The organism is Spirulina subsalsa FACHB-351 (genome assembly GCF_026130165.1).
Lineage (GTDB): Bacteria > Cyanobacteriota > Cyanobacteriia > Cyanobacteriales > Spirulinaceae > Spirulina_A > Spirulina_A subsalsa_A.
Genome location: NZ_JAIHOM010000019.1, coordinates 35,618 through 56,483 on the forward strand (window position 1 = coordinate 35,618; position 20,866 = coordinate 56,483).

Annotated in this window: 17 protein-coding genes and 1 pseudogene; 9 read left to right on the forward strand and 9 right to left on the reverse strand. The window is 48.4% G+C overall.

Going from position 1 to position 20,866, the window contains the following annotated elements; genetic code table 11:
- Nucleotides 1–23: 23 nt before the first annotated feature.
- The 3 genes from K4A83_RS05550 to K4A83_RS05560 form a co-directional block, all read right to left on the reverse strand.
- Nucleotides 24–866: an alpha/beta fold hydrolase gene (locus K4A83_RS05550; RefSeq protein WP_265263450.1), complete on the reverse strand. Its 843-nt coding sequence runs from the start codon at nt 864–866 to the stop codon at nt 24–26.
- 253 nt (nt 867–1,119) lie between these two features.
- Nucleotides 1,120–2,109, reverse strand: coding sequence for a PEP-CTERM sorting domain-containing protein (locus K4A83_RS05555; protein WP_265263451.1), 990 nt, complete (start codon nt 2,107–2,109; stop codon nt 1,120–1,122).
- 582 nt (nt 2,110–2,691) lie between these two features.
- Nucleotides 2,692–3,588, reverse strand: a complete 897-nt coding sequence (locus tag K4A83_RS05560) for an NF038130 family PEP-CTERM protein (protein ID WP_265263452.1) — start codon at nt 3,586–3,588, stop codon at nt 2,692–2,694.
- 448 nt (nt 3,589–4,036) lie between these two features.
- Between K4A83_RS05560 and rnc the strand changes: the two genes are divergently transcribed.
- Nucleotides 4,037–4,732, forward strand: coding sequence for a ribonuclease III (gene rnc / locus K4A83_RS05565; protein WP_265263453.1), 696 nt, complete (start codon nt 4,037–4,039; stop codon nt 4,730–4,732).
- Nucleotides 4,733–4,931: 199 nt separating this feature from the next.
- Nucleotides 4,932–7,652: a cation-transporting P-type ATPase gene (locus tag K4A83_RS05570; RefSeq protein ID WP_265263454.1), complete on the forward strand. Its 2,721-nt coding sequence runs from the start codon at nt 4,932–4,934 to the stop codon at nt 7,650–7,652.
- Between the two features lie 210 nt (nt 7,653–7,862).
- Here K4A83_RS05570 and K4A83_RS05575 read toward each other — a convergent pair whose 3' ends face one another.
- Both K4A83_RS05575 and K4A83_RS05580 read right to left on the reverse strand, forming a co-directional pair.
- Nucleotides 7,863–9,446: an ABC transporter substrate-binding protein gene (locus tag K4A83_RS05575; RefSeq protein ID WP_265263455.1), complete on the reverse strand. Its 1,584-nt coding sequence runs from the start codon at nt 9,444–9,446 to the stop codon at nt 7,863–7,865.
- Nucleotides 9,447–9,575: 129 nt separating this feature from the next.
- The gene (locus K4A83_RS05580) at nt 9,576–11,060 is read right to left on the reverse strand and encodes a methyl-accepting chemotaxis protein (RefSeq protein ID WP_265263456.1); all 1,485 of its coding nucleotides are present in this window, start codon (nt 11,058–11,060) and stop codon (nt 9,576–9,578) included.
- Nucleotides 11,061–11,619: 559 nt separating this feature from the next.
- Between K4A83_RS05580 and K4A83_RS05585 the strand changes: the two genes are divergently transcribed.
- A complete protein-coding gene (locus tag K4A83_RS05585; RefSeq protein WP_265263458.1) occupies nt 11,620–12,054 on the forward strand; it encodes a hypothetical protein in 435 nt (144 codons plus the stop codon).
- Here K4A83_RS05585 and K4A83_RS05590 read toward each other — a convergent pair whose 3' ends face one another.
- Together K4A83_RS05590 and K4A83_RS05595 are read right to left on the reverse strand one after the other, a co-directional pair.
- On the reverse strand, nt 12,055–12,465 hold the full coding sequence (locus tag K4A83_RS05590) for a nuclear transport factor 2 family protein (protein WP_265263459.1): 411 nt from the start codon (nt 12,463–12,465) through the stop codon (nt 12,055–12,057). It lies immediately after the preceding gene.
- A 78-nt stretch (nt 12,466–12,543) separates the two neighbouring features.
- Nucleotides 12,544–13,047 carry an orange carotenoid protein N-terminal domain-containing protein gene (locus tag K4A83_RS05595; RefSeq protein WP_265263460.1) on the reverse strand — a complete coding sequence of 168 codons (504 nt, stop codon included), beginning with the start codon at nt 13,045–13,047 and terminating at the stop codon, nt 12,544–12,546.
- Nucleotides 13,048–13,219: 172 nt separating this feature from the next.
- Here K4A83_RS05595 and queG point away from each other — a divergent pair, with 172 nt between their 5' ends.
- The 3 genes and pseudogenes from queG to K4A83_RS05610 all read left to right on the forward strand — a co-directional run.
- Nucleotides 13,220–14,197 (forward strand): tRNA epoxyqueuosine(34) reductase QueG, encoded by a 978-nt coding sequence (gene queG / locus K4A83_RS05600; protein WP_265263461.1) that lies wholly within the window; start codon nt 13,220–13,222, stop codon nt 14,195–14,197.
- Entirely contained in the window at nt 14,194–14,856 is a 663-nt protein-coding gene (locus K4A83_RS05605) for an HAD-IA family hydrolase (RefSeq protein ID WP_265263462.1), read from the forward strand. Before queG ends, K4A83_RS05605 begins: the two co-directional genes overlap by 4 nt.
- A 352-nt stretch (nt 14,857–15,208) precedes the next feature.
- Nucleotides 15,209–15,346, forward strand: a pseudogene (locus K4A83_RS05610) (type II toxin-antitoxin system death-on-curing family toxin); the annotation flags it as partial.
- Nucleotides 15,347–15,359: 13 nt separating this feature from the next.
- Here the strand turns inward: K4A83_RS05610 and K4A83_RS05615 are convergent.
- Nucleotides 15,360–18,641, reverse strand: coding sequence for a CHAT domain-containing protein (locus K4A83_RS05615; protein ID WP_265263463.1), 3,282 nt, complete (start codon nt 18,639–18,641; stop codon nt 15,360–15,362).
- Nucleotides 18,642–19,357: 716 nt separating this feature from the next.
- Between K4A83_RS05615 and K4A83_RS05620 the strand changes: the two genes are divergently transcribed.
- Together K4A83_RS05620 and K4A83_RS05625 are read left to right on the forward strand one after the other, a co-directional pair.
- A complete protein-coding gene (locus K4A83_RS05620) occupies nt 19,358–19,597 on the forward strand; it encodes a hypothetical protein (RefSeq protein ID WP_265263464.1) in 240 nt (79 codons plus the stop codon).
- 5 nt (nt 19,598–19,602) lie between these two features.
- Nucleotides 19,603–20,085: a hypothetical protein gene (locus K4A83_RS05625; protein WP_265263465.1), complete on the forward strand. Its 483-nt coding sequence runs from the start codon at nt 19,603–19,605 to the stop codon at nt 20,083–20,085.
- Nucleotides 20,086–20,296: 211 nt separating this feature from the next.
- Here K4A83_RS05625 and K4A83_RS05630 read toward each other — a convergent pair whose 3' ends face one another.
- A complete protein-coding gene (locus tag K4A83_RS05630) occupies nt 20,297–20,527 on the reverse strand; it encodes a DUF4926 domain-containing protein (RefSeq protein WP_265263466.1) in 231 nt (76 codons plus the stop codon).
- A 252-nt stretch (nt 20,528–20,779) separates the two neighbouring features.
- Here K4A83_RS05630 and K4A83_RS23050 point away from each other — a divergent pair.
- The coding region (locus K4A83_RS23050; protein WP_407809861.1) for a helix-turn-helix domain-containing protein at nt 20,780–20,866 on the forward strand (87 nt) is incomplete at its 3' end.

Genomic DNA, 20,866 nt, shown 5'->3' on the forward strand with positions numbered 1-20,866 from the left:
CTAGAATACAGAGTTTCGCGACCTTAAACGAACTGACGGCGCAAAAAAGTTACTAAATCGGGTTCGATTTCTTCTCCCCAGTGTTCTTGGGGGTAGTGTTTGGCTTCGGGCAGTTTCACCCATTCCACATTGGATTGACTCGCGAAGGGTTCGACCATGGCACTGTCGAGCCAAGGATCTAGCATTCCCCAGATAATTTGGGTGGGTTTACGCCAGGTTTTCAATCCGTCGGCTATTTCGGCTGTCGCTTGGGGGAGTTGGAGGTTTTTGATGGTGGCGACGAGGGAACGCCCGGTGGAGGAGGTTTGCAGGAAGGGGCGACGGTAGATGTCTAGGTCGTCGTCGGCAATTTGGAACCCACTGCCTCCTTCTAAGGTGCGGTCAATGAGAAGGGGATCTTGGGTTAACATATCGCCAACTAGGGGGATGCCCCACTGCTGCATTTTCCAGGGGAGTTTAGCACTGGGACTGAGGGGGGTATTAAAGATGATCAGGCGTTCAAGGCGATCGCTATGGCGCAAGGCAAATTGTAGCCCAACGGAGCCTAAAAAGCCCTGGACGGCCAGAGAACAGGTCTGAATTTCTAACGCATCCAGAAGGTCGCTGAGGGCTTGTATATAAGCGTCTGGGGTGTAGGCAAAATCCCGTTTATCGGGTTTGGCAGAAAACCCGTGACCAATCCAATCCGGTGCGATCGCATCCCTTCCCTGTTCTGCTAGGGCTGGCATGAGCCACCGCCAACTATAGCTTTGGGAGGGAATACCGTGGAGAAGAACCACGGGGGCTTTATCGGTTTCTTGTTCTGCTTGGACTTTTCGGTAAAACCAATCTAAGGATCCGACGGAAATCGACTCTTTTGTTATCACAGGCTTGATTTATGATTGCTGAATCAAGAGCATTTTAGGTGCAATCCGTCGCCCTGATCAAATGAACCACCCCAATATATTGGGTCTGCTGAAAAAGCCCAACGCTGGACTCAACAAGGGAATTGATAATTGATAATTGATAATTGTTCCCCCTCTCCCCTGCTCCCCTGCTCCCCCTCTCCCCTGCTCCCCCTCTCCCCTGCTCCCCTGCTCCCCTGCTCCCCCTCTCCCCGAGTTATTCAGCAAGCCCTACCTATTGTTGGAATCGTTTGCGCAACAAGAAAGTGGCGATCGCACCTAAACCCAACAAAGCCGAAGGCTCCGGTACTTTCGTTGTCCCCTCATCGGTGTTTTCCCCGTTGCCATTACCGTTGGTGACATCAGTCCAATCTACCTCTCCACTGTCCCCATTCCCAGAGTCTGAATCATTCCCTCCCCCATTCCCGGAGTCTGAATCATTCCCCCCAAAATTAACATTCCCCGCCGTTGTATCGACCTGTGCAGAAAACAACGTCACCCTAGCATGACTGCTGGGACTATTATCACCCAAAAACAGATAATTCGTCTGGGCGTAAGGATTAAAGGGTAAAGGATTGCTGGACCGTTGGCCATATTGCTGTAATTCCCCCATTAATAATTCAGTCCCATTGACCAATAACCGATAGGTCTGATCGAGAACTTGTAAATCATACTGGGTATTGCCACTGGTGTTATAACTTGCCGTTTGAGCGGCGGTAAAACTCCCAGACTGGCTGAAAATACTATTTTGGGTAAAGCCTAACTCAATCCCCCAACCATTATCTGCGATCGCCAACACACTAAAACCGGCCTCATTGGGGGAAGGATTAAACGCCTCATGAATCGCCAAATTAAACGACAGCGTAAAACCCACCGTTGTATCTAACGTCGGGAAATCACTGTTCACAGGTATCCCAAAAAAAGGACTGTAATTGCTATAACCGGCATAAGTAGCATTGTAACGACTCCCCACCAGCGTATTCCCCACCGCATTTGTCACCAAAGTCGCACCACCTTCACCCGTGGTCACAAAACGAGTTTCATTAGAAAGCAGACTGGTATTATAAAAAGCCCCAAACGCAAGCTCACCTTGTTGACTTGGTAAAGTATTCGCTGTTCCATCATAGAGAACAAAGGTGGCAGCTTCTGCGATTTGTCCTTGCCCTCCTCCCATCAGAATCATGGCCGCAAGGGAAGCCGTCAAAGACATTTTTTGAATACTCATAATACTAAAGCCCCATAGATATTGTGAATTTGTCTAGACTGGCACCCGACGATATTTTGGGGGAGATTTTGGAAGTACACCAAGACCCTATGACTTTTTCGCAAGAGAGAATCATCGTTAGAACAAACTACTTCTCTAGTGAGTCTGCTTGACCCCCTCTGGTTAACTCCCAACGGTCAGACTGTAGACCTGTCACTTAGGATATAGCGAAAAATTCGGAGTCTGTAACAGACAATTGCACCCTCTTGTTTCAGTGATCTTACTGAATATTATATGAAGCTACGGTAAATGATTAGGGCTTTTTTGTAAAGTTTCGATGAATTTCCGTGAAATAGCGGAGTATCACTCAAAAAAAGAGGCAAAATTCCCCTTATCTTGCGGTTGCTTTCATTAGATTTTTAATCATTGCTAAAAAATAGCCTTCCCCATCATGGAGAAGGCTAGGGAAAATATGGAGAAAGGGAGTAAACGAACTCCCCTAGACCTAGACGCAACTTGTTCCTCAAGGGTGAGGCTGATTGTAGAGACTCAACAGGTGCTGATTCAGCCTCAACTGAGAGAAAAAGCTAGGAGAGAAAAAGCTTAGGATTTGCGTTTGGAGGCGACTACTGCACCACCCACTAAGGCTAAACCAATCATGAGAGAAGGTTCAGGAACATCAGCCCGATCTTTTTCGGGAGTGCCTTGGAGGGCGATGGTGTAACGTCCGGTGTGAGAGGAAGAATCACCCACGCCTGCATCAGCCGCTAAAACCCCAGTTTCCACCGCAGAGAAGCCATAAGCGTAGGACACTTTGCCATCAATGGTCACTTTAGCAATTTCGCTGATTTGCAGCAGGGGAACCGCTTGTTTGAGTTGAGTCATCAGAGAATTAACACCCATCGCTACCATCCAGACAGGCATTCCAGTTTGAGCAGACATGATTTGAACTTGTTCATTGATAGCCAGTTGCAACCAAGGAGCATTCCAGATGTTGTGGTGGCCGATTAAGTCCATCTCAATAACGCCCGTTGTACTATCTTTCGCCATATAAGAGATGTTGGGGTCGCCAGCACGTCCGATGACGGTGGCGGCGGTGTCCGCAATCATGGAACCCAGGTTCATCCCCATGAAGCTAGCGCCAGCGATGGCTGGATAGGCGGCGGTAAAATCACTTAACCATTGAGCGCCTAAACCACCACTCCAATCATCGGCGTTAATCCCTTCTACTTTAACGAGGGTAGAGCCTAAATTTCCTGTAAAGCCTGTGGTATTGGTGCTAAGGTTTTCATCAGCAGCGTTTAACTCAATATGGCTGTAGCGATCGGTATCTGTTAAGGCAGTAATGGCATCATCGGCACCATAGACCAGATAATCATCACCAAACAATTGCACGTTGGTTAAGTTTAAAGTAGCAGCCAGAGCGGAGCTAGTTGCGATCGCGCTCATCCCAACTGCCATCGAAGCACTGATTAATAAAGATTTGATTGTCCCTTTCATGGTTATCTCCCTGTCGTCTTGCGGTTTAGCTGTTGTTGACAATTGTTACGTTCTTGAGGAAGTCAGTCAAAATGATGTAGTTGCCCCTCGCCCTGTTCATCCGTTTGTTTATCGGTCTAAGATTGACTCCAGATAGACTAGATCAAACAACTTCCCTCAGATGAACTGCTCCGGTGTTAGGTCATGCCCTCAGTAAACTGTCGTTTAACCTATTCCTATTAAACGGGATTTTTGGCCTTAATAGGTGAAGGTTCTGTAAAGTTTTGCCGGAGTCAGTTAAAGATTATGTGGGTTTTCCTTTACCGGAGAAATAACCCAACACTTTTGTTGAATTCTAGTATGATCAGTAACCGTCCTGGGGTCATCGATCAACCACACCATCCTTGTGTGAGTTTGATCACAGGTTCTTCCGGGCAGTTTCATCCGTAAAATTACGGTCATTTCAAACATGGTGCAAGAACTTCCTCCCATTCAAGATCAAAAATTATTACAACAAGCCTTAACCCATCGTTCTTATATTAATGAACACCCTAACGCAGGACAACATAATGAACGGCTCGAATTTTTGGGGGATGCGATTTTAGGCTTTATTGTGGGTGAATTCTTGTATAACAAGTATCCTCATTTCGATGAAGCTCAACTGACTCGTTTACGTGCCAACTTAGTGAACGAACAACAGTTTGCTCATTTTGCGCGTCTTTTAAAGGCTGGGCAGAAAATGCGCCTAGGACGAGGGGCAGAAAAAGACGGCGGAAGGGATAATCCCGCCCTACTCTGTGATGTTTTTGAAGCTTTGATAGGGGCTTATTTTTGCGAGGCGGGAATTGAAGCGGTGAAACGTTATGTCGAGCCTTTTTTAGCATTAGGACTCGATACAATTACTCAGTCTTCCCCAAAAAACCCAAGCCCTAAATTCATTGATGCCAAGAATCAGTTTCAACAATGGGCGTTAGCGGAACATGGGGAAACTCCCCAGTATGTGCTGCGGGAGGAGTTTGGCCCCGACCACGCGAAGGAGTTTATCATCGAGGTGCGTGTTGGGGGGAAGGTCTACGGAGTGGGGCAAGGTCGCAAAAAACAAGCGGCCGAGAAGCAAGCGGCGGAAAAAGCTTTAAAAAAATTAGGGGGAATTGATAATGGATAATGGATAATGGATAATTGATAATTATTCCCGACTCCCCCTCTCCCCATCTCCCCTGCTCCCCTGCTCCCCTGCTCCCCTGCTCCCCCTCTCCCCTGCTCCCTCTCTCCCAATTCCCCAATCAAAAATTCTCCCTGTTTGCTGTGATTTCCGTGGAGAGGATGTCAGAATGATGGGGACACAGGGTTCAGTCGGAGGTATTATGCCACCTAAGCTTACAAATCACCCCTATCATGCTGTATCCGATCAAGGGGTGATTGAATCATTTAACACGAATTGGGAAAAGGGGCTAACGGCCGAAGAAACAGCAAGGCGCTATGAAGAATATGGCCCCAATGAACTAGAGTTTCAACCCGCTAAACCCGCTTGGTTGAGGTTTCTCTTACAATTTAATCAACCGTTACTTTATATTCTCCTCATTGCCGGGTTGGTTAAAGCCTTGTTGAACTCTTGGACCGATGCCTCGGTGATCTGGGGGGTGACATTAATTAACGCGATTATCGGTTTTGTACAGGAAGCCAAGGCAGAAGGTGCGATCGCCTCCCTCGCCAAAGCCGTCACCACTGAAGCCATCGTCATCCGCGACGGACAAAACTATCCAGTCCCGTCTCAAGAATTAGTCCCCGGCGATATTGTCCTCATCGCCTCGGGGGATAAAGTCCCGACCGACTTACGACTCCTCAGCCTGCGCAGTTTACAAGTCGATGAGTCCGCCCTCACCGGGGAATCTGTCCCCGTGACAAAAACCACAGAAACCTTAGCCGAAGATACCCCCCTCGCAGAACGCCATAATATGGCCTATGCCGGGAGTTTCGTCACCTTTGGACAAGGCAGAGGGGTAGTGGTTGCTACGGCCAATCAAACGGAAGTGGGCAAAATTTCCCAATCCTTACAAAAACAAGTTAGTCTTAGCACCCCCTTAACGCGCAAGTTTGCTAAATTTAGTCACACCCTGCTCTACGTCATTCTCGGTTTAGCGAGTTTTACCTTTGCCGTCGGTTTAGGACAAGGGGAATCCTGGGTGCATATGTTTGACGCGGCCGTTGCCTTAGCCGTCAGTGCCATCCCCGAAGGACTTCCGGCCGTTGTCACCATTACCCTAGCCATTGGGGTCAATCGCATGGCAGCGCGCAATGCTATTATCCGCAAACTGCCAGCCGTGGAAACCTTGGGCAGTGCGACGGTGATTTGTTCCGATAAAACCGGCACCCTGACCGAAAACCAGATGACGGTACAAAGAATTTATGCTGGGGGGGAAAATTATAAAGTCACGGGAGGGGGGTATAGTCCCAAAGGAGATATCTTACTCGCCACTGATGACCCCGCTCATCAAAACATTCGTCTTGATGATCACCCGGTCTTAGATGAATGTCTCAAGGCGGGTTTATTGTGTAATGATTCCCGTTTGGAACAAGAGGGGAATGATTGGTCTGTGATTGGAGATCCCACCGAAGGGGCGCTGATTACGGCGGCCAAAAAGATGGGCTATAGTAAATCAGGTCTAACGGGGTCTATGCCGCGCTTAGATAGTATTCCCTTCGAGTCGGAATACCAATATATGGCTACTCTTCATGATCATTCCCCTCGGGTGATTTATGTGAAAGGGTCGGTGGAAGCCTTACTCCCTCGTTGTTCCCACACCTTGAACGCTCGGGGAAAAACCATCCCCCTTGACCCTCAACCTGTGGAGCAACAGGTGGAAGTGATGGCCGCCCAAGGATTGCGGGTGTTAGCCTTTGCCCGGAAAATTGTCCCCAATCAAACCCACTCGGTGGATCATGGAGATTTAGAATCAGGGCTAGAGTTTCTGGGTTTACAGGGGATGATTGATCCTCCGCGTCCCGAAGCGATCGCCTCGGTTCATGCTTGTCACTCGGCCGGAATTCAGGTCAAGATGATTACCGGGGACCACATCACCACAGCAAAGGCGATCGCTGAACGGATGGGATTAGGGAAATCTAACCCGGTGATTGCCTTTGAAGGGCGAGAGTTGAGCAAAATGGCCGATCACGAACTCACCCAAGCAGTAGAGGATGGGGTGGTTTTTGCCCGGGTAGCCCCTGCCCAAAAATTGCAACTGGTGGAAGCGTTGCAAAGTAAGGGCGAAGTGGTGGCGATGACGGGGGATGGGGTGAATGATGCCCCGGCCTTGAAACAGGCTGATATTGGGATTGCCATGGGCAAAGCAGGGACGGATGTGGCGCGGGAAGCTTCGGCCATGCTGTTAACTGATGATAACTTTGCCTCCATCTCGGCGGCGGTGGAAGAAGGGCGCACGGTGTACCAGAATTTGCAAAAAGCGATCGCCTTCCTCCTCCCGGTGAATGGGGGAGAATCGATGACCATTCTCATTAGTGCAGTTTTGGCGCGAGATTTGCCCATTCTCTCCCTACAGGTTCTCTGGCTGAATATGATTAACTCTGTCACCATGACGGTTCCCTTAGCCTTTGAACCCAAATCATTGGGAGTAATGCAGCAGCCGCCTTTGAATCCCAAGGCCCCCCTACTTTCAGGAAAACTCCTCCAACGAATTGGCTTAATTTCCCTGTTTAACTGGATTCTGATTTTCGGGATTTTCGAGTGGGCGCGAACCACGACAGGGGACATCGCCATTGGGCGCACAATGGCCATTCAAGCCCTCGTGTTGGCGAGGATTGTCTACTTACTCAGTATTAGTCAGTTAGGGGTGGCGATTGTCCGTCGTCTGCGTAAGCTACCGAGTCCTGAGTCTAATTCTTCGGCCATTTTCTTTGGGGTAGGCAGTGCGGTACTCTTACAGGTTATCTTCAGTCAATGGGGTGTCATGAATGATTTATTTGACACGGCTCCCCTTTCCCTGAATCAATGGCTGATTTGTGCATTACCTGCCATTCCCATGATTCCGGTGGCTTTGTTGGCTAATGTCTTGGATCGTCGTCAATAGGTAGGGCTTGCTGAATAACTCGGGGAGAGGGGGAGCAGGGGAGCAGGGGGAGCAGGGGAGTCAGGAGTCGGGTGTAATGTCATTGACTAACTTTAGCCAGAAACCGGGTTGCGTTCATTGTCTAGTTTTCTCGATACACCCTAGCAAAAACCCGGTTTCTAATATCAATTATCAATTATCAATTATCAATTATCAATTCCCTTTGTTCTGCTAAAACTCGAATCTCTCTAACTGCCGGGTTAAATATTCCGGGGGATTCGTCGGGTCAAAACGGTCATATTTTAAGTCTTCAATGCGCATAATCAATGTCGGGGGATTTTGACCTAACTGCTTGCTCAACTGACGCGCTAAAGCCGTCATAAACACCTCATCGGCGATATCCTCGTGGTCAATATTCGGATCTGATAAAAACCCCCAGCGCTTAAATTGAGTTGTCATCCAATAGGAAAAACTTTTCCAAGGATAGGGATCAAAATCAATGCGATTGGGAACATTGCGCCGATTCCCTAAACCATCTTCAAATTGCCCTGTAAATACACTTTCTAAGGCCGTTGGGGAAACATTTAAGTATTCTGCCCCCGCTACGGCTTGGGCGGCTTCACGGCGATTTTCTGACCGTCTGGTGTAGTAGGCACTTTCAATAATGGCTTTATTCACCGCCCGGAAGGTACTGGGATACTCGTCAATCCACGCTTTCGAGGCTGTAAAAGAACAACAAGGATGTCCAGCCCATAATTCCTGACTCAAGAGATGAATAAAACCTATATTTTGATCAACGGCTAATTGATTAAAGGGTTCTGCCACTAACATGGCATCAATCGACCCATTGCGTAACTCTTCCAGTGCCGCCATAGGAGAGGCCACCACAATTTCCACCTCCCGATCCGGATGAACTCCTCCGGCGGCTAAATAGTAGCGCAACAGGAGATTGTGCATGGAGTAAATATAGGGGACAGCAATGCGAAAACCGTTAAAATCAGCCGCTCCCTGAATGCGTTCTCGATGACGGAGGGCGACGACAATGGCGTTGCCGTTGTTGTTTTCAATACTAGCCAAGCGAATCGCTGTCGCTTGAGAACCTAATCCCAAGGACATGGCGAGGGGCATGGGGGATAACATATGGTAAGCATCAAATTCTCCGGCGATCGCAGCATCCCGTAATTCAGGCCAACTGTTCATCTTCACCAACTCCACCGTTAGCCCATGTTTTTCATAAAACCCCAACGGTTGAGCGATTACAATGGGCGTTGCACAAGCAATGGGCAAAAAGGCAATTTTTAAATGGGTCTTTTCTAGGCGACGCTGGGCTAAACTATCCTCGTCCTCCGATAATGTCGCCTCCCCGCAATTGGCTAACGTGACCAACATCGCCCCGATTAACAGGTTTTGGATAAACTTGCGGCGACTGAGAGGATAACGCTGTTGGCTATCTTGCGCCAACTGGGTGGCCTTCTCCCCAAAAGCAGCCCGAAAAGCGGCATCAAAGCCCCCCGCTTGGCGGATTAACTCTTGCACCCAGCGGGTTGTTTCGGGGTCATTCCCGGCGATTTTCTCCACTAACAGGGCTTGGCGCATCTCCTCTTCCATCTGGTCTTGAGCCACCTTAAAGACAGAGGGGGGCTGTAATCCCAGTTTGACCTGTTCTTCTAGCCAGTCCACGGGATTGGTAGGACAATCTATCCAGAAGGGGTGATGGTCCCGCCGGGTCTGGGAAACCGAATCGAGGCTTAAATGGGTTTTGCCACAACGGGGACAGAGGGCAGTGGGGGCTAGGGTCGGGGCGAGATTCGTCATGGTATAGCTAGGATTGAAAGGGCTTCTCGGCGGGGAGCTAAACCAATCTCCCTTAAACTTTGTTGGCTGGGAAGCTCGCGCTGTAATCGTTAGCGAAGCTTGCTCGAAATAGAGTCAGTGTCGGGTAGTTCAGACCAAGGCTTTGAGATTTTCTAAGGCAACGTTGAGGAAAGACACACCACTGCGAACTTGGGTCACACTGGCCGCATTATTTTGGGCGGCTTGGGTGATTTCATTCATAACCTGTAACATTTGCTCCATCGCCGCGACCTGTTGTTTGGCATTCAAAGCTAACATCTGATTGTTATTGACCACACTTTCCACGGCATCCGCTACCCCCCCAAAGGCCTGGGCCATTTCTTGACTAATGACGACTCCTTGCTTAACGGTTTCTGTCCCAGCTTCTGTGGCCTGGGCGGTGCTAGTAATTTCGAGGCGAATTTCCCCGATTAAGTCCCCAATATTCTGAGCGGAGGTTTTACTTTCATCGGCCAAGCGACGGATTTCTGTGGCAACTATGCCGAAACCTCGACCCTGTTCCCCGGCCCGCGCTGCTTCTACGGCGGCGTTGAGGGCGAGCATATTGGTTTGGGCGGCCAGTTCCCCCACTAATTGACTGATGGTTTCAATGCGGGAGGATTTTTCCCGCAGTCGTTCGGTTTGGTCGCGAATTTCCTCGACTTTGTTTTCTAGGATTTGCATTCGCTCTAGGGTTCGCTGGACGGCGAGTTTCCCGTTTTCTGAGAGGTCAAGGGCATGACTGGCATCGACGGCGGAATGGGCGGCCTGTTCTTCGGCTTTACGGAAGGAGGCATTGAGTTCATCAAAGGTAATGCTGGCATGGCTGACGGCTGCTACTTGTTGGGAGGTGTTCCGTTCCTGTTGTTCCATGGTGGCGGCAATTTCTAGGGAGGATTGGGTAATGGCACTGGCTTCTTGGGTGAGGTGGTGACTGACGGCTGAGGCAATGCTGACCCCAGAGACAAAGGCAATGCCTCCGGACAGACAGGCAATGCTAAAGACTAAGAAGGTTAAAAATTGCAGGGCGGCCTGTTGTTGTTGGCGTTCTTGGGCGAGTTGGGCTTGTTCGTAAGCTTCAAAGGTGTTGACTAATTCGCTCAGATTTTGGGTGATGGCTTGGACTTGCCCCTGTTGCCAGATTTGTTGGGATTTGCTGCGGTTGTTGAGTTGAACGTAGGAGATCAGACGGCGATAGAGTTCATTCATGCGATCGCCTACTTCGATAATTTCATTTAAAGTCTGGCGTTGTTGAGGATCGTCGATTAAATCGCGAATAATTTCTGATTGCTCATAAAATCGACTATCCCATTGTTCATAAATCCCTAATTCTGCACTTTTCTCTCCCATTAAGTAACCCCTTGCTGCTTTTTCCATGGCAGAGATACTAAAGGCAAGGTCTTTGACTTGATTAATATGTTCATGTAACTGGGCAACTTGTTGGGTTTGCTTTTCCACTTGTCGCACCCCCTGCACATAAACCACCAAGGCCGTCACACCGGATAACACAATGGGAATAGAATAACCAACTAGAATAGTGTTGCGTAGCTTGAGCTTCTTGAGCAGAAGTGTTAAGGAAGACAGGTTAATAAACATACAGTCAATCCAGAGAACTGTTCGGTTTGAGTTATATCTAGGCAAAGAAGTTCGCTAGTTTTAGCCGTTTGGAGCAGTCAGGAATCTGTCTGGGGTCAAGAAGAGATTTTAGCCAGAGATCGAGTTTTCTCGGGACTATTCGTTCTCATAGATGCACACTAATTTTTGGTGAGAATGAGGGGACATCATGACCTGCTGTCTCTAGGGAAACTCTAAGGGGAAAATCTAAAATTTTCCCGTTTTTACAGATTAATTAAAGCTTATGATGTTCTCCCCACTTGGGAGGTTCGGAGTTGACATCCTGATCCCACTCCATCCCAAGATTGGCGATCTAACACCGAACAATCGCCCAAACCTTTGGCGAAATGTAAAGTTATGTTACGAAAATTAGTGACTTTAGGCTGTAATGGTAACTTTTGTAAAGTTTTTGCCCATTAATAAAACAGATTATTACCATTTGAAAACAGTATGGGGCGCGGGCTTTCATCTCACAGCTTGATCTCACAGCTTGTAAGTCCCATGCCGTTGATTGCTAATTAATGAAACATCCTGCATAACCATGACAGAGCCTTTTGTTCTTAGCCCCCGCTATCGCCTTGATGATGAGTTCCCCTGGTTGATGGGTGTGGATCCCTCTCGGAATTACTGGATTTGGGTCAATGGTGAATCGGATCTCACGGTGATGATTCCGGGTTTGCTGGTGACGGATTTAGAGGCTTGGAAAGGGTTGATTCGGCAGTTTAGGCGGTTACAGCCTCAAGAAAAAATGCAGATTGAGCGGGTTGCCCAATCTGTGACAGTATATTGTGTTAGCACGAATTGTTATGCGATCGCCTCGGAAGTGAATGGGGCTCCGGTGTGGCACTTGTTCGACCGAGAAAGTCTCGAAAGTTTGTTAATGACCAGCCATCCTGACTGGCAATGCGCGCCCAAGGATGTAGAATTAGGACGCAGTTGGTTGGCGCGGGCCTTTGCTCAACCAGCCCAAGTTTAACTAACGGCGTAAACTCAGCAATTCTTCGAGAGAAGCCAAGAGTTTCACCTGCACCTGGAGGATTTCTGAGTTGGGGTTGAGCAGGAATTGCCAAGCTACATTGACGCTAAATACAGGGGTATGTACCCGACCTTTCACTTGCACTAAGGTCATGTCATTGTCTCGTGTGAGGGTTTCCCCTTGTTGGGGTTCGCAGCGTAATCCTTGGGCTTCCTGTTCTAAGTAATGTTGGATGGCGCTTGGGCCGGCGATCGCTTCTTCAAAGGGTGGATATAACTCCCCTTGTTGGGCAAAGAGTTGAGCCGTTGCCGCAAAATCGCCAGCATTTAAAGCCGTGAAATACTGACCAATCACAGCTTGATTAACACCTTGAATGGTCAGAGTATCAGAAGAATGAAGGGAAAAAACCATTTATTTTAAGTGTTTAAAGTTTTGACTACGAACGACATTGCAAGGGGGCGCAGTTTGCGCCCCCTTTATTCTTGAAACCTAGGCGAGAGGGTCAACTCCCATATCCACCACGGCATTCCTCAACACGGTGATTTGTTGACCAAACTCTAGACGTTGCAGCACATCAAAGGCCTTTAACACCCCATCGCTCATGGTGTAGCCACTGGGAACGGGAATCACAGTTCCCTCTTCCATCATTTCCGCGAGAGTGTACCAGAAGGCCAGCTTCGTGTTAACACTCAAAATCCCATAGGCCCGAGAGATGGGAGTATTGACTTGATTCACCAAGTCCCGCATGGCTTGTAACTGTTCATCCCGGGACATTTGACGGAATTGGTTTAGGAGGCCTTCTGCAAACTGGAGACGAGCCGCACCGGGTGCCGCCGGGGTGATAGAACGACCTAACTCGGTATAAGCCAGCCAGAGTAAAGCCAGTTGATCATCAACGCTGAGGCGTTTCAGTTGAGCCGTGGTTGCGGAGACTGGATTAGCCAACTGCTCTGCATTAATGGTGTTGATGGGAGAAGTTGTCATGTAAGTCATAAAGTCTCTCTCAAATTTTCGTCTTTGTGTGAATGAAGGTCGCTTTTGGCTTCCTTGTTTCCTATTATGCAAAGTTTTGTAAAGTTATGCAAATAAAAGTCACTAAAATTTGCCTAAATCCACCTTAGTGTGTATATTGGTTTGTTTGTGATCACTATCACAGGCAAAATCCGTGACCCTCGATAATATTCACCTCAAAGCCGAGACAGTCAAAGCCCAAGCGATCGCCCTCGGATTCCACAAAGTCGGTATTGCTTACCCTGTGCTAGAGGAGAACGCCACAGATCCCCTCAAAACATGGTTAGCATTAGGTTATCAAGCTGAGATGGCTTGGATGGCCAACCCCAAACGCTTTGATGTCCGCGCTCTCCTGCCCACTGTTCGTTCTGTGATTTGTGTCGCCCTCAATTACTACACCCCCCATGCCCACTCGACAGATCCCGAAGTCGGGAAAATCTCCCGCTACGGTTGGGGGCGGGATTACCATAAAGTGTTACACAAGAGGTTAAAAGCCCTGACTCAATGGTTAGAAGCCCAAGGAGAGGGCATAGAAGCGCGATTTTATGCCGATACCGGCCCCATTCAAGATAAAGTTTGGGCGCAACAGGCCGGACTGGGGTGGATTGCTAAAAATAGTAATGTGATTACGCGGGAATTTGGCAGTTGGGTTTTTTTGGGGGAAGTGTTAACCAACCTAGAACTCGAACCGGATCAACCCCATAGCCAACATTGCGGCACCTGTACCCGTTGTATAGAAGCTTGTCCAACCCAAGCGATTAAACAGCCTTTTGTGGTGGATGCTAACGCCTGTATTGCCTACCATACCATTGAGAACCGCGCCGAAACCTTACCCGAGGAGATATCCGCTCGTCTCTCGGGTTGGGTGGCTGGGTGCGACATTTGCCAAGATGTTTGTCCTTGGAATGAACGCTTTGCCCAAGAAACGGATCTTGGGGAATTTCAACCCTATCCCCACAACCTAGCCCCTAAACTGGCGGATCTCGCTACCCTATCTGAGGCAGAATGGGATCAACGGTTTCGTGCTTCTGCGTTACGACGAATTAAACCCGCCATGTGGAGACGCAATGCTCGTGCTAATTATAGGAATCATCCGCCCAACAACCACCCGCCCCCATCCGGAACATCATGACCCTACGTTTTATTGTGTTTGATTTTGATGGAACTATTGCCGATACTCGCCCCACCTTTATTCAGATTCTTAACGGTTTAGCGGGGGAATTTGGCTATGAACCGGTGAATGAGGATGAGGCGCGACAACTGAGACACCTCAGTTCTGAGGAAATTGTCCGTCAATCTAAGCTTTCCCCCTTTAAAATTCCCTTTCTCTTGCGCAGAGCAAAACGAGAGTTAAATAAGGAGATTAGTCAGATTGCTCCGATCTGGGGTATGGATAAAGCACTTGAGCAGTTAAAACAGGAGGGTTATGAGTTGGGTATTGTTACGTCTAATTCTCAGGAGAATGTGATCAAGTTTTTAGCGGCTCATCAGTTGGAGGATTTGTTTTGTTTTATCTCGTCTGGGACAACGATTTTCGGGAAACACAAATTAATTCAGCAGTTTTTGCGCTGTAATGAGTTAGTTCCCTCGGCGATGCTTTATGTGGGGGATGAAACGCGAGATATTGAAGCCGCCCGTCGGTGCCAAGTGCCTGTGATTGCGGTGACTTGGGGGTTTAATTCAACGGATATCCTCACCCAGTATAGACCCGATGGTTTGGCCCATCATCCTCAAGAGTTATTGCAGGTTATACAAAAGGCTGCGATCGCCAAAAACTTGACCCCAACCTAAAGTCAGCAGGGGTCGCCCGTTATACCCGAAGGGTTAGCGGGGGAGAACTTCACATTGACCTTTTCTTGGATTCCTTACCCCTATGTCGGTTGCACTTTTTCGCATAAAATCTCATTCACAGGCTCAGATCGCTCAGTTTAGTGGGTCTCATGGCATCCGCGATCAAGAACTGCTTGAATCTGCCCTAGCCCAACCTCAAGCAACCTTTGGTGGTCAATATCTAGGGCTTGCTGAATAACTCTACTCGTGGGGCTAGGGAACAGGGAACAGGGGGAGTCGAAAAAAGGCAAGCCTTTTTGATTATTTATCCCTAAAACCTTGCAGTTTCTCGCTCTTAAAATGGTCCAAAGCCCTAATGAATCACCCTTTTCTGGATGGCAATAAACGAACCGCTCTGGCTACGGCGATCGCATTTCTGGAGGTTAATCATTATCAGCTACAACTCTCTCAAGATAAGGCCTATGACCTAATGATTCAAGAAAAGTTTTAAAATCGGCGGTTAGCTAACGGGGGTCGCCAATCAACACCAAGGGCGACCAGAAAAACGGATGACGGTGAGACTGACTTAACTTCGCCTGACGCAACGCCTCCACCTTGGTTAACCCCTCCTGCATCACCAGACGATAAAATTCCGTTGTCACTGCCTCTGTCGCCTGGTCATCCACATTCCACAACGTCGCTATCAACGCCCGGGCCCCGGCACGTTCCCAAATATAAGCCATCCCCATAATCGCATCTCCATCGATATTGGTCTGTAACGCGGTCTGACAGGCGGTTAAGGCCACCAATTGCGTATCCTGTAACCCCAGTAAGGCCGCATCCGCTAGGGGATATTCTCCATCGGCAAATAACAGGGTGTTGGGTTTCATATCGGGTTTATAATCGGGACAATTCTCCTGCAAACAACAACCCAATTGCTGAAAACAGCCGTGGGTGGCGAGATGTAGGTAGCGATGACGGGCGGATTGACGTTTGAACACCTCCAAGGTGGCCTGTTGGTGGCGGTAAATCTCACTCTCTGGGGCGAGGCGGAGGAGGGCATCGACTTCCGCTTCGGCTCCCGGTAGATTAAATTTTTCCGGTCGGGGATTGGCAAAACCTAGCACTCGGTAGTCCCCAGAGAAGTGGGGGGAAAGGGTGGCGGTGACTAGGGCGACGGTGAGCAAAGTTCCCCCCAGTTTCCAATGGTGTTTGACTGTCGCCCCAATGCCCAGGACTCCCAGGAGGAGGGGAATCGTCCATAGGGGAAAGGTGAGAAACCGGGAGGGGGAAGGATTGGCGAGGAGGGAACGACTGGAGAGACGAGTGAGGTAATGGATGGGGTACTGTTGCAGGAGGAAACGGTCGGTTTGTGAGTCCCGGAGGGTTTCAAAGGGGAATTGTCGCAGGGACCCGGTGGCGATGATGGCGAGTTGTTGGGGGTTGAGTGCCTCAATGTCTTGGGCAACGGGGCGGATGAGGTGGTCGTAGAGGGAGGCAGAAACCCGACGATAGCCAGAATTGCGGCTTTGGAGCATCTGGCGATAGTCTGTCACCCAGTTGTTAAATTCATCGGCATCGATGGGGACTTTCTGGACGCTGAGGCTGTCACGGCTGAGGAGGAAGAGGGCGATCGTGCTGGGAACGTTTTGGATGTTGGTGAGGAGGACGGGTTGCAAGACGACGGTTCCGGGGGGGAGACTGGCTTGCAGTTGGCTGAGGTCTTCGGGTTGAATTTCAAAGAGTTCGGCGACTTCGGGGTAATTGGCGGCGAGGGTTTCCGCTTGCTGGAAGACTTGGGCTTCTAAGTCGCGCAGTTGGTCCACGAGGGCGGGGCTGAAGTTGTCTTGCAGTTGTTGGCGGAGGGCTTGCAGTTGTTGGGATTGGTCGTTCCAGTCATCGAGGGCGGCTTGGGCTTCCGGGTTGGCGACTCTCACACCGATGAGACGGTTATAGTCGGCGAGTTCGTAGGTGGTGAAGCGGTTGGCCCATTCAAAGGCGCGTTGGGGCTGGTTTTGGTCGATGAGCAGGTCAACGATGGCGACGGCTGGGCCGCGATTGGTTTGGAGGAAAGTTTCGCGGAATTCTTTTTGCAGTTCACCTCGGAGTTCAAGGAGGATGTTGAGGGAGTCTTCCAGATAGGTGATGGCTTTGTCGGGTTGGTTGGTGTCTCGGTAGACGGAGGCTATGTTGCTGAGGGTGTTGGCTTCTTCAGGGCGATCGCCCACTTTTCGGAAAATTGACAAAGCCTGATTGTAGTAGTTCAGGGCTTGAGTCCGGTTGCCCAAGACATTGTACACCAAGCCAATGTTATAGAGAGTTGCGGCTTCCCCAGGGCGATCTCCCACTTCTCGGCTAATCAGTAAGGCCTGATTGTAGTAGTGCAGGGCTTGAGTTCGGTTGCCCAAGGCATTGTACACCAAGCCAATGTTATTGAGGGTGGTGGCTTCCCCTGAGCGATCGCCAACTTCTCGCAGAATGGGTAAAGCCTGATTGTAGTAATTCAGGGCTTCAGTCCGGTTGCCCAAGTCCTTGTACACAGAACCAATGTTCCCTAGAGTCCTGGCTTCCCCTGAGCGATCGCCCACTTCTCGCCTCATTGGCAAGACTTGATTGTAGTAGTTCAGGGCTTCAGTCCGGTTGCCCAAGTCCTTGTACACTGCACCAAGGTTATTGAGGATAGTGGCTTGCCCTGAGCGATCGCCCACTTCTCGCAGAATGGGTAAAGCCTGATTGTAGTAGTTCAGGGCTTGAGTCCAATTGCCCAAAGCACGGTAAACTTCACCAATGTTATTGAGAGTCCTGGCTTGCCCTGAGCGATCGCCCACTTCTCGCAGAATGGGTAAAGCCTGATTGTAGGAATTCAGGGCTTCCGTCCGGTTGCCCAAGGCATGGTACACTGCACCAGTACCATTGAGAGTCTTGGCTTCCCCTGAGCGATTGCCCACTTCTTGCTGAATGGGCAAGGCTTGATTGTAGTAATTCAGGGCTTCTGTTGGGTTGCTCAAGGCATTGTAAACTTCACCAATGTTAGTTAGGATGGCAGCTTCCCCTGGGCGATCGTCCACATTTCGGAAAATTGACAAAGCCTGATGATAGTAGTCCAGGGCTTGAGTTCGGTTTCCCAAAGCATTGTACAGGCTACCAATGTTAGTAAGGGTGGCGGCTTCTCCAGAGCGATCGCCCACATCTCGGAAAATTGACAAAGCCTGATTGTAGTAGTCCAGGGCTTCCATTCGCTTGCCCAAAGCATTGTACACTCCACCAATATTATTGAGAGTGGTGGCTTCCCCTGAGCGATTGCCCACCTTTCGCTGAATGGGCAAGGCTTGATTGTAATAGTTCAATGCTTCCGTCTGCTTGCCCAAGGCATTGTACACTCCACCAATATTATTGAGAGTGGTGGCTTCCCCTGAGCGATCGCCCACTTCTCGCCTCATTGGCAAAGCCTGATTGTAGTAGTTCAGGGCTTGAGTCCGGTTTCCCAAAGCATAGTACACTAAGCCCATGTTATGCAGAGTTGTGGCTTCTCCTGGGCGATTACCCACTTCTCGGTGAATTGGCAAGGCTTGGTGGTAATAGTTCAAAGCTTTAGTCCGATTGCCCAAGCCATAGTACACCAAGCCAATGTTGTTGAGAGTGGTGGCTTCCATAGGGCGATCGCCCACTTCTCGCAGAATTGGCAAAGCCTGATTATGATAGTCCAGGGCTTGACGGCGGTTGCCCAAGGCATTGTACACGCTACCAATGTTAGTAAGAGTGGTGGCTTCTCCATGGCGATCGCTCACTTCTCGGTGAATCGGCAAAGCTTGATTGTAGTGGTCCAGAGCTTTAGTCCGGTGACATTCTCCCCTGCACCAAAACCGTCTGTGCCTCCACCCAAGGCGACAGAGAACCCATCCCCAACAGCAGCGAAACCGTCAACAGCGAACTTACCCAGCGTCTAGTCATGGCTCAACTCTCCCTGTAACTGCCTCTCCTCTATTATTGCCCGAAGGCGCAGAAATTGAGTCGCCCCAACAGCCTCTGTCAGGACTTACATATAAACCCTAAATGTAGGGGCGATTCGCGAATCGCTTCTATAGATTGATGGTTGGCCCTTCCCAAATGCGTAAGTCCTGACAGAGCCATGATTTGAGTCTCATCGCCCCTGCCGTTTCTCCACTACTATAATCAAGGTAATCACGCTCTTGCTGATGCCATGAACCTATCCCTCACTCCAGAAATAGAACAACGGATTGCGGAGCAACTCAACCCAGGAGACATGACCAATCCACCTATGAGGTCATCTTAGCCGCCCTAGAACTCCTGGACCAACGCCAGCAATACCTGACTGAACTGCGTCAGGAAATTGCGATGAGTGCCACTCCAATTGAACAGGGACAAGTTATAGATGGAGAAGTGGTCTGCGATCGCATCCTCAACCGTTTACATCATTTTTCCTCGACCCGATAGCATCGATATTGCTCGGACTATCAATGGGTATTCGGATTCATAATCACTGAAAAAACCAGAAAAAATCATGAAAAACACAACCCAATTTCAAGAAATTGCTGCCGAAGTGCAACTGTTTAATGATATCGAACAAAAGGAAAAATTTGTTTTTGTCGTGGGTGCTTTAGTTTCTCGATTAATTAGCCTTCAGAAAGGAGCAGAAATCATGGAGATGGAACAGGAAATGCTTTTGAAGATTTTGCAAATGATGAGTATTGATTTCTCTTATCTTACTCCTGAAGATATTAAGATTGAGAAAACTTGGTAAAATCGATGAAAATTGTTTTCAATTGTTCTCCGTTAATTTTTTTGGCTAGATTAGACTTCCTAGAAAATTTCATCAATAACGAACATCAATTTTATATCCCCCTAAGTGTTCAATTAGAAATCAATGCCAAACCCGATTCAGCATCAAAATACGTTAATCGACTGATTTTAAATCAGAAATTAGTAGTTCAAGAAATTAAATTGTTATCTTTGGCGAATCGTTTAAATGATAGGCTAGGTCGAGGAGAATCGGAAGCAATTTCTTTGGCAATAGAGTTGCAAGCGGATTATATAATTTTAGATGATTTTGCGGCTAGAAAGGAAGCCCAAAGATTGGGCTTAAATGTCAAAGGAACCTTGGCAGTGGTTCGTAAATTACACTTAGAAGGTCAGATTTATATTTCAGATTTTGATGTCTTGTACCAAAAAATAACAGAAATGAATTTTCGAGTCAAGCGAGAAGTTTTTGATGAGATTTTTGATGATTAAATTAGGAATTAAACGAGTCAATTAGTCGGTTGATTTATCCGATATACCATACAAAAAATCCTGAAATGTTAGCTACAGTCTTCTGGTGAATTTTGGGTTTCGCGATCGCTAGACCCAATATACAAATAGCACTTATCTAGAACTTAGTAAGTTGGAGCGAATCGTGGTTTTCCTACGCAAAAAAACGTTTCTGGTTTTCTGAAACCCCCATTTATGATGATGCTAGAATCCGCGCTTGAGCAATTTCTCTGTCTCCAATTTCCCGCACTTGAGAACTCAAGAGAGAAACAATGGCAACGGTTTCTCCGGCGATCATCATAAATTCTACTTCATAGCCCAAACCTTCTTGATGGACTAAGACAACGGTGCCCATATCGCCGGATTTTAAATCATATTCCGGTAAATCTACGGTTAAAACAACTCTATCTAATTCACTAATCATGGTTTACTAAATTTTAGGGGAGTGGATAGGCACTGACCAGTCTAGGGATATTATCTCCAGTAGAAATAAACCAAACAGTTAGATGTTTCATCAAAAAACTCCTTGTATATCCGTTACCGATCATGTTTTCTTGAAAGCCCCGATACTTTAGGACGGGGATGAAAAGAAAAACAGTATGTAACCCGCGAAGCGTCAACACTTAATGAGCCTTTCCAGTTTTATTAAGTGTGTTATAATGGGAGCATGATAACGATGACCTACGATTTCAAACTCAAGCCTAAAAAGTCTCAAGTCCAAAGGATTGAGATGCACCTTGAAACGTGCCGACAAGTTTATAAC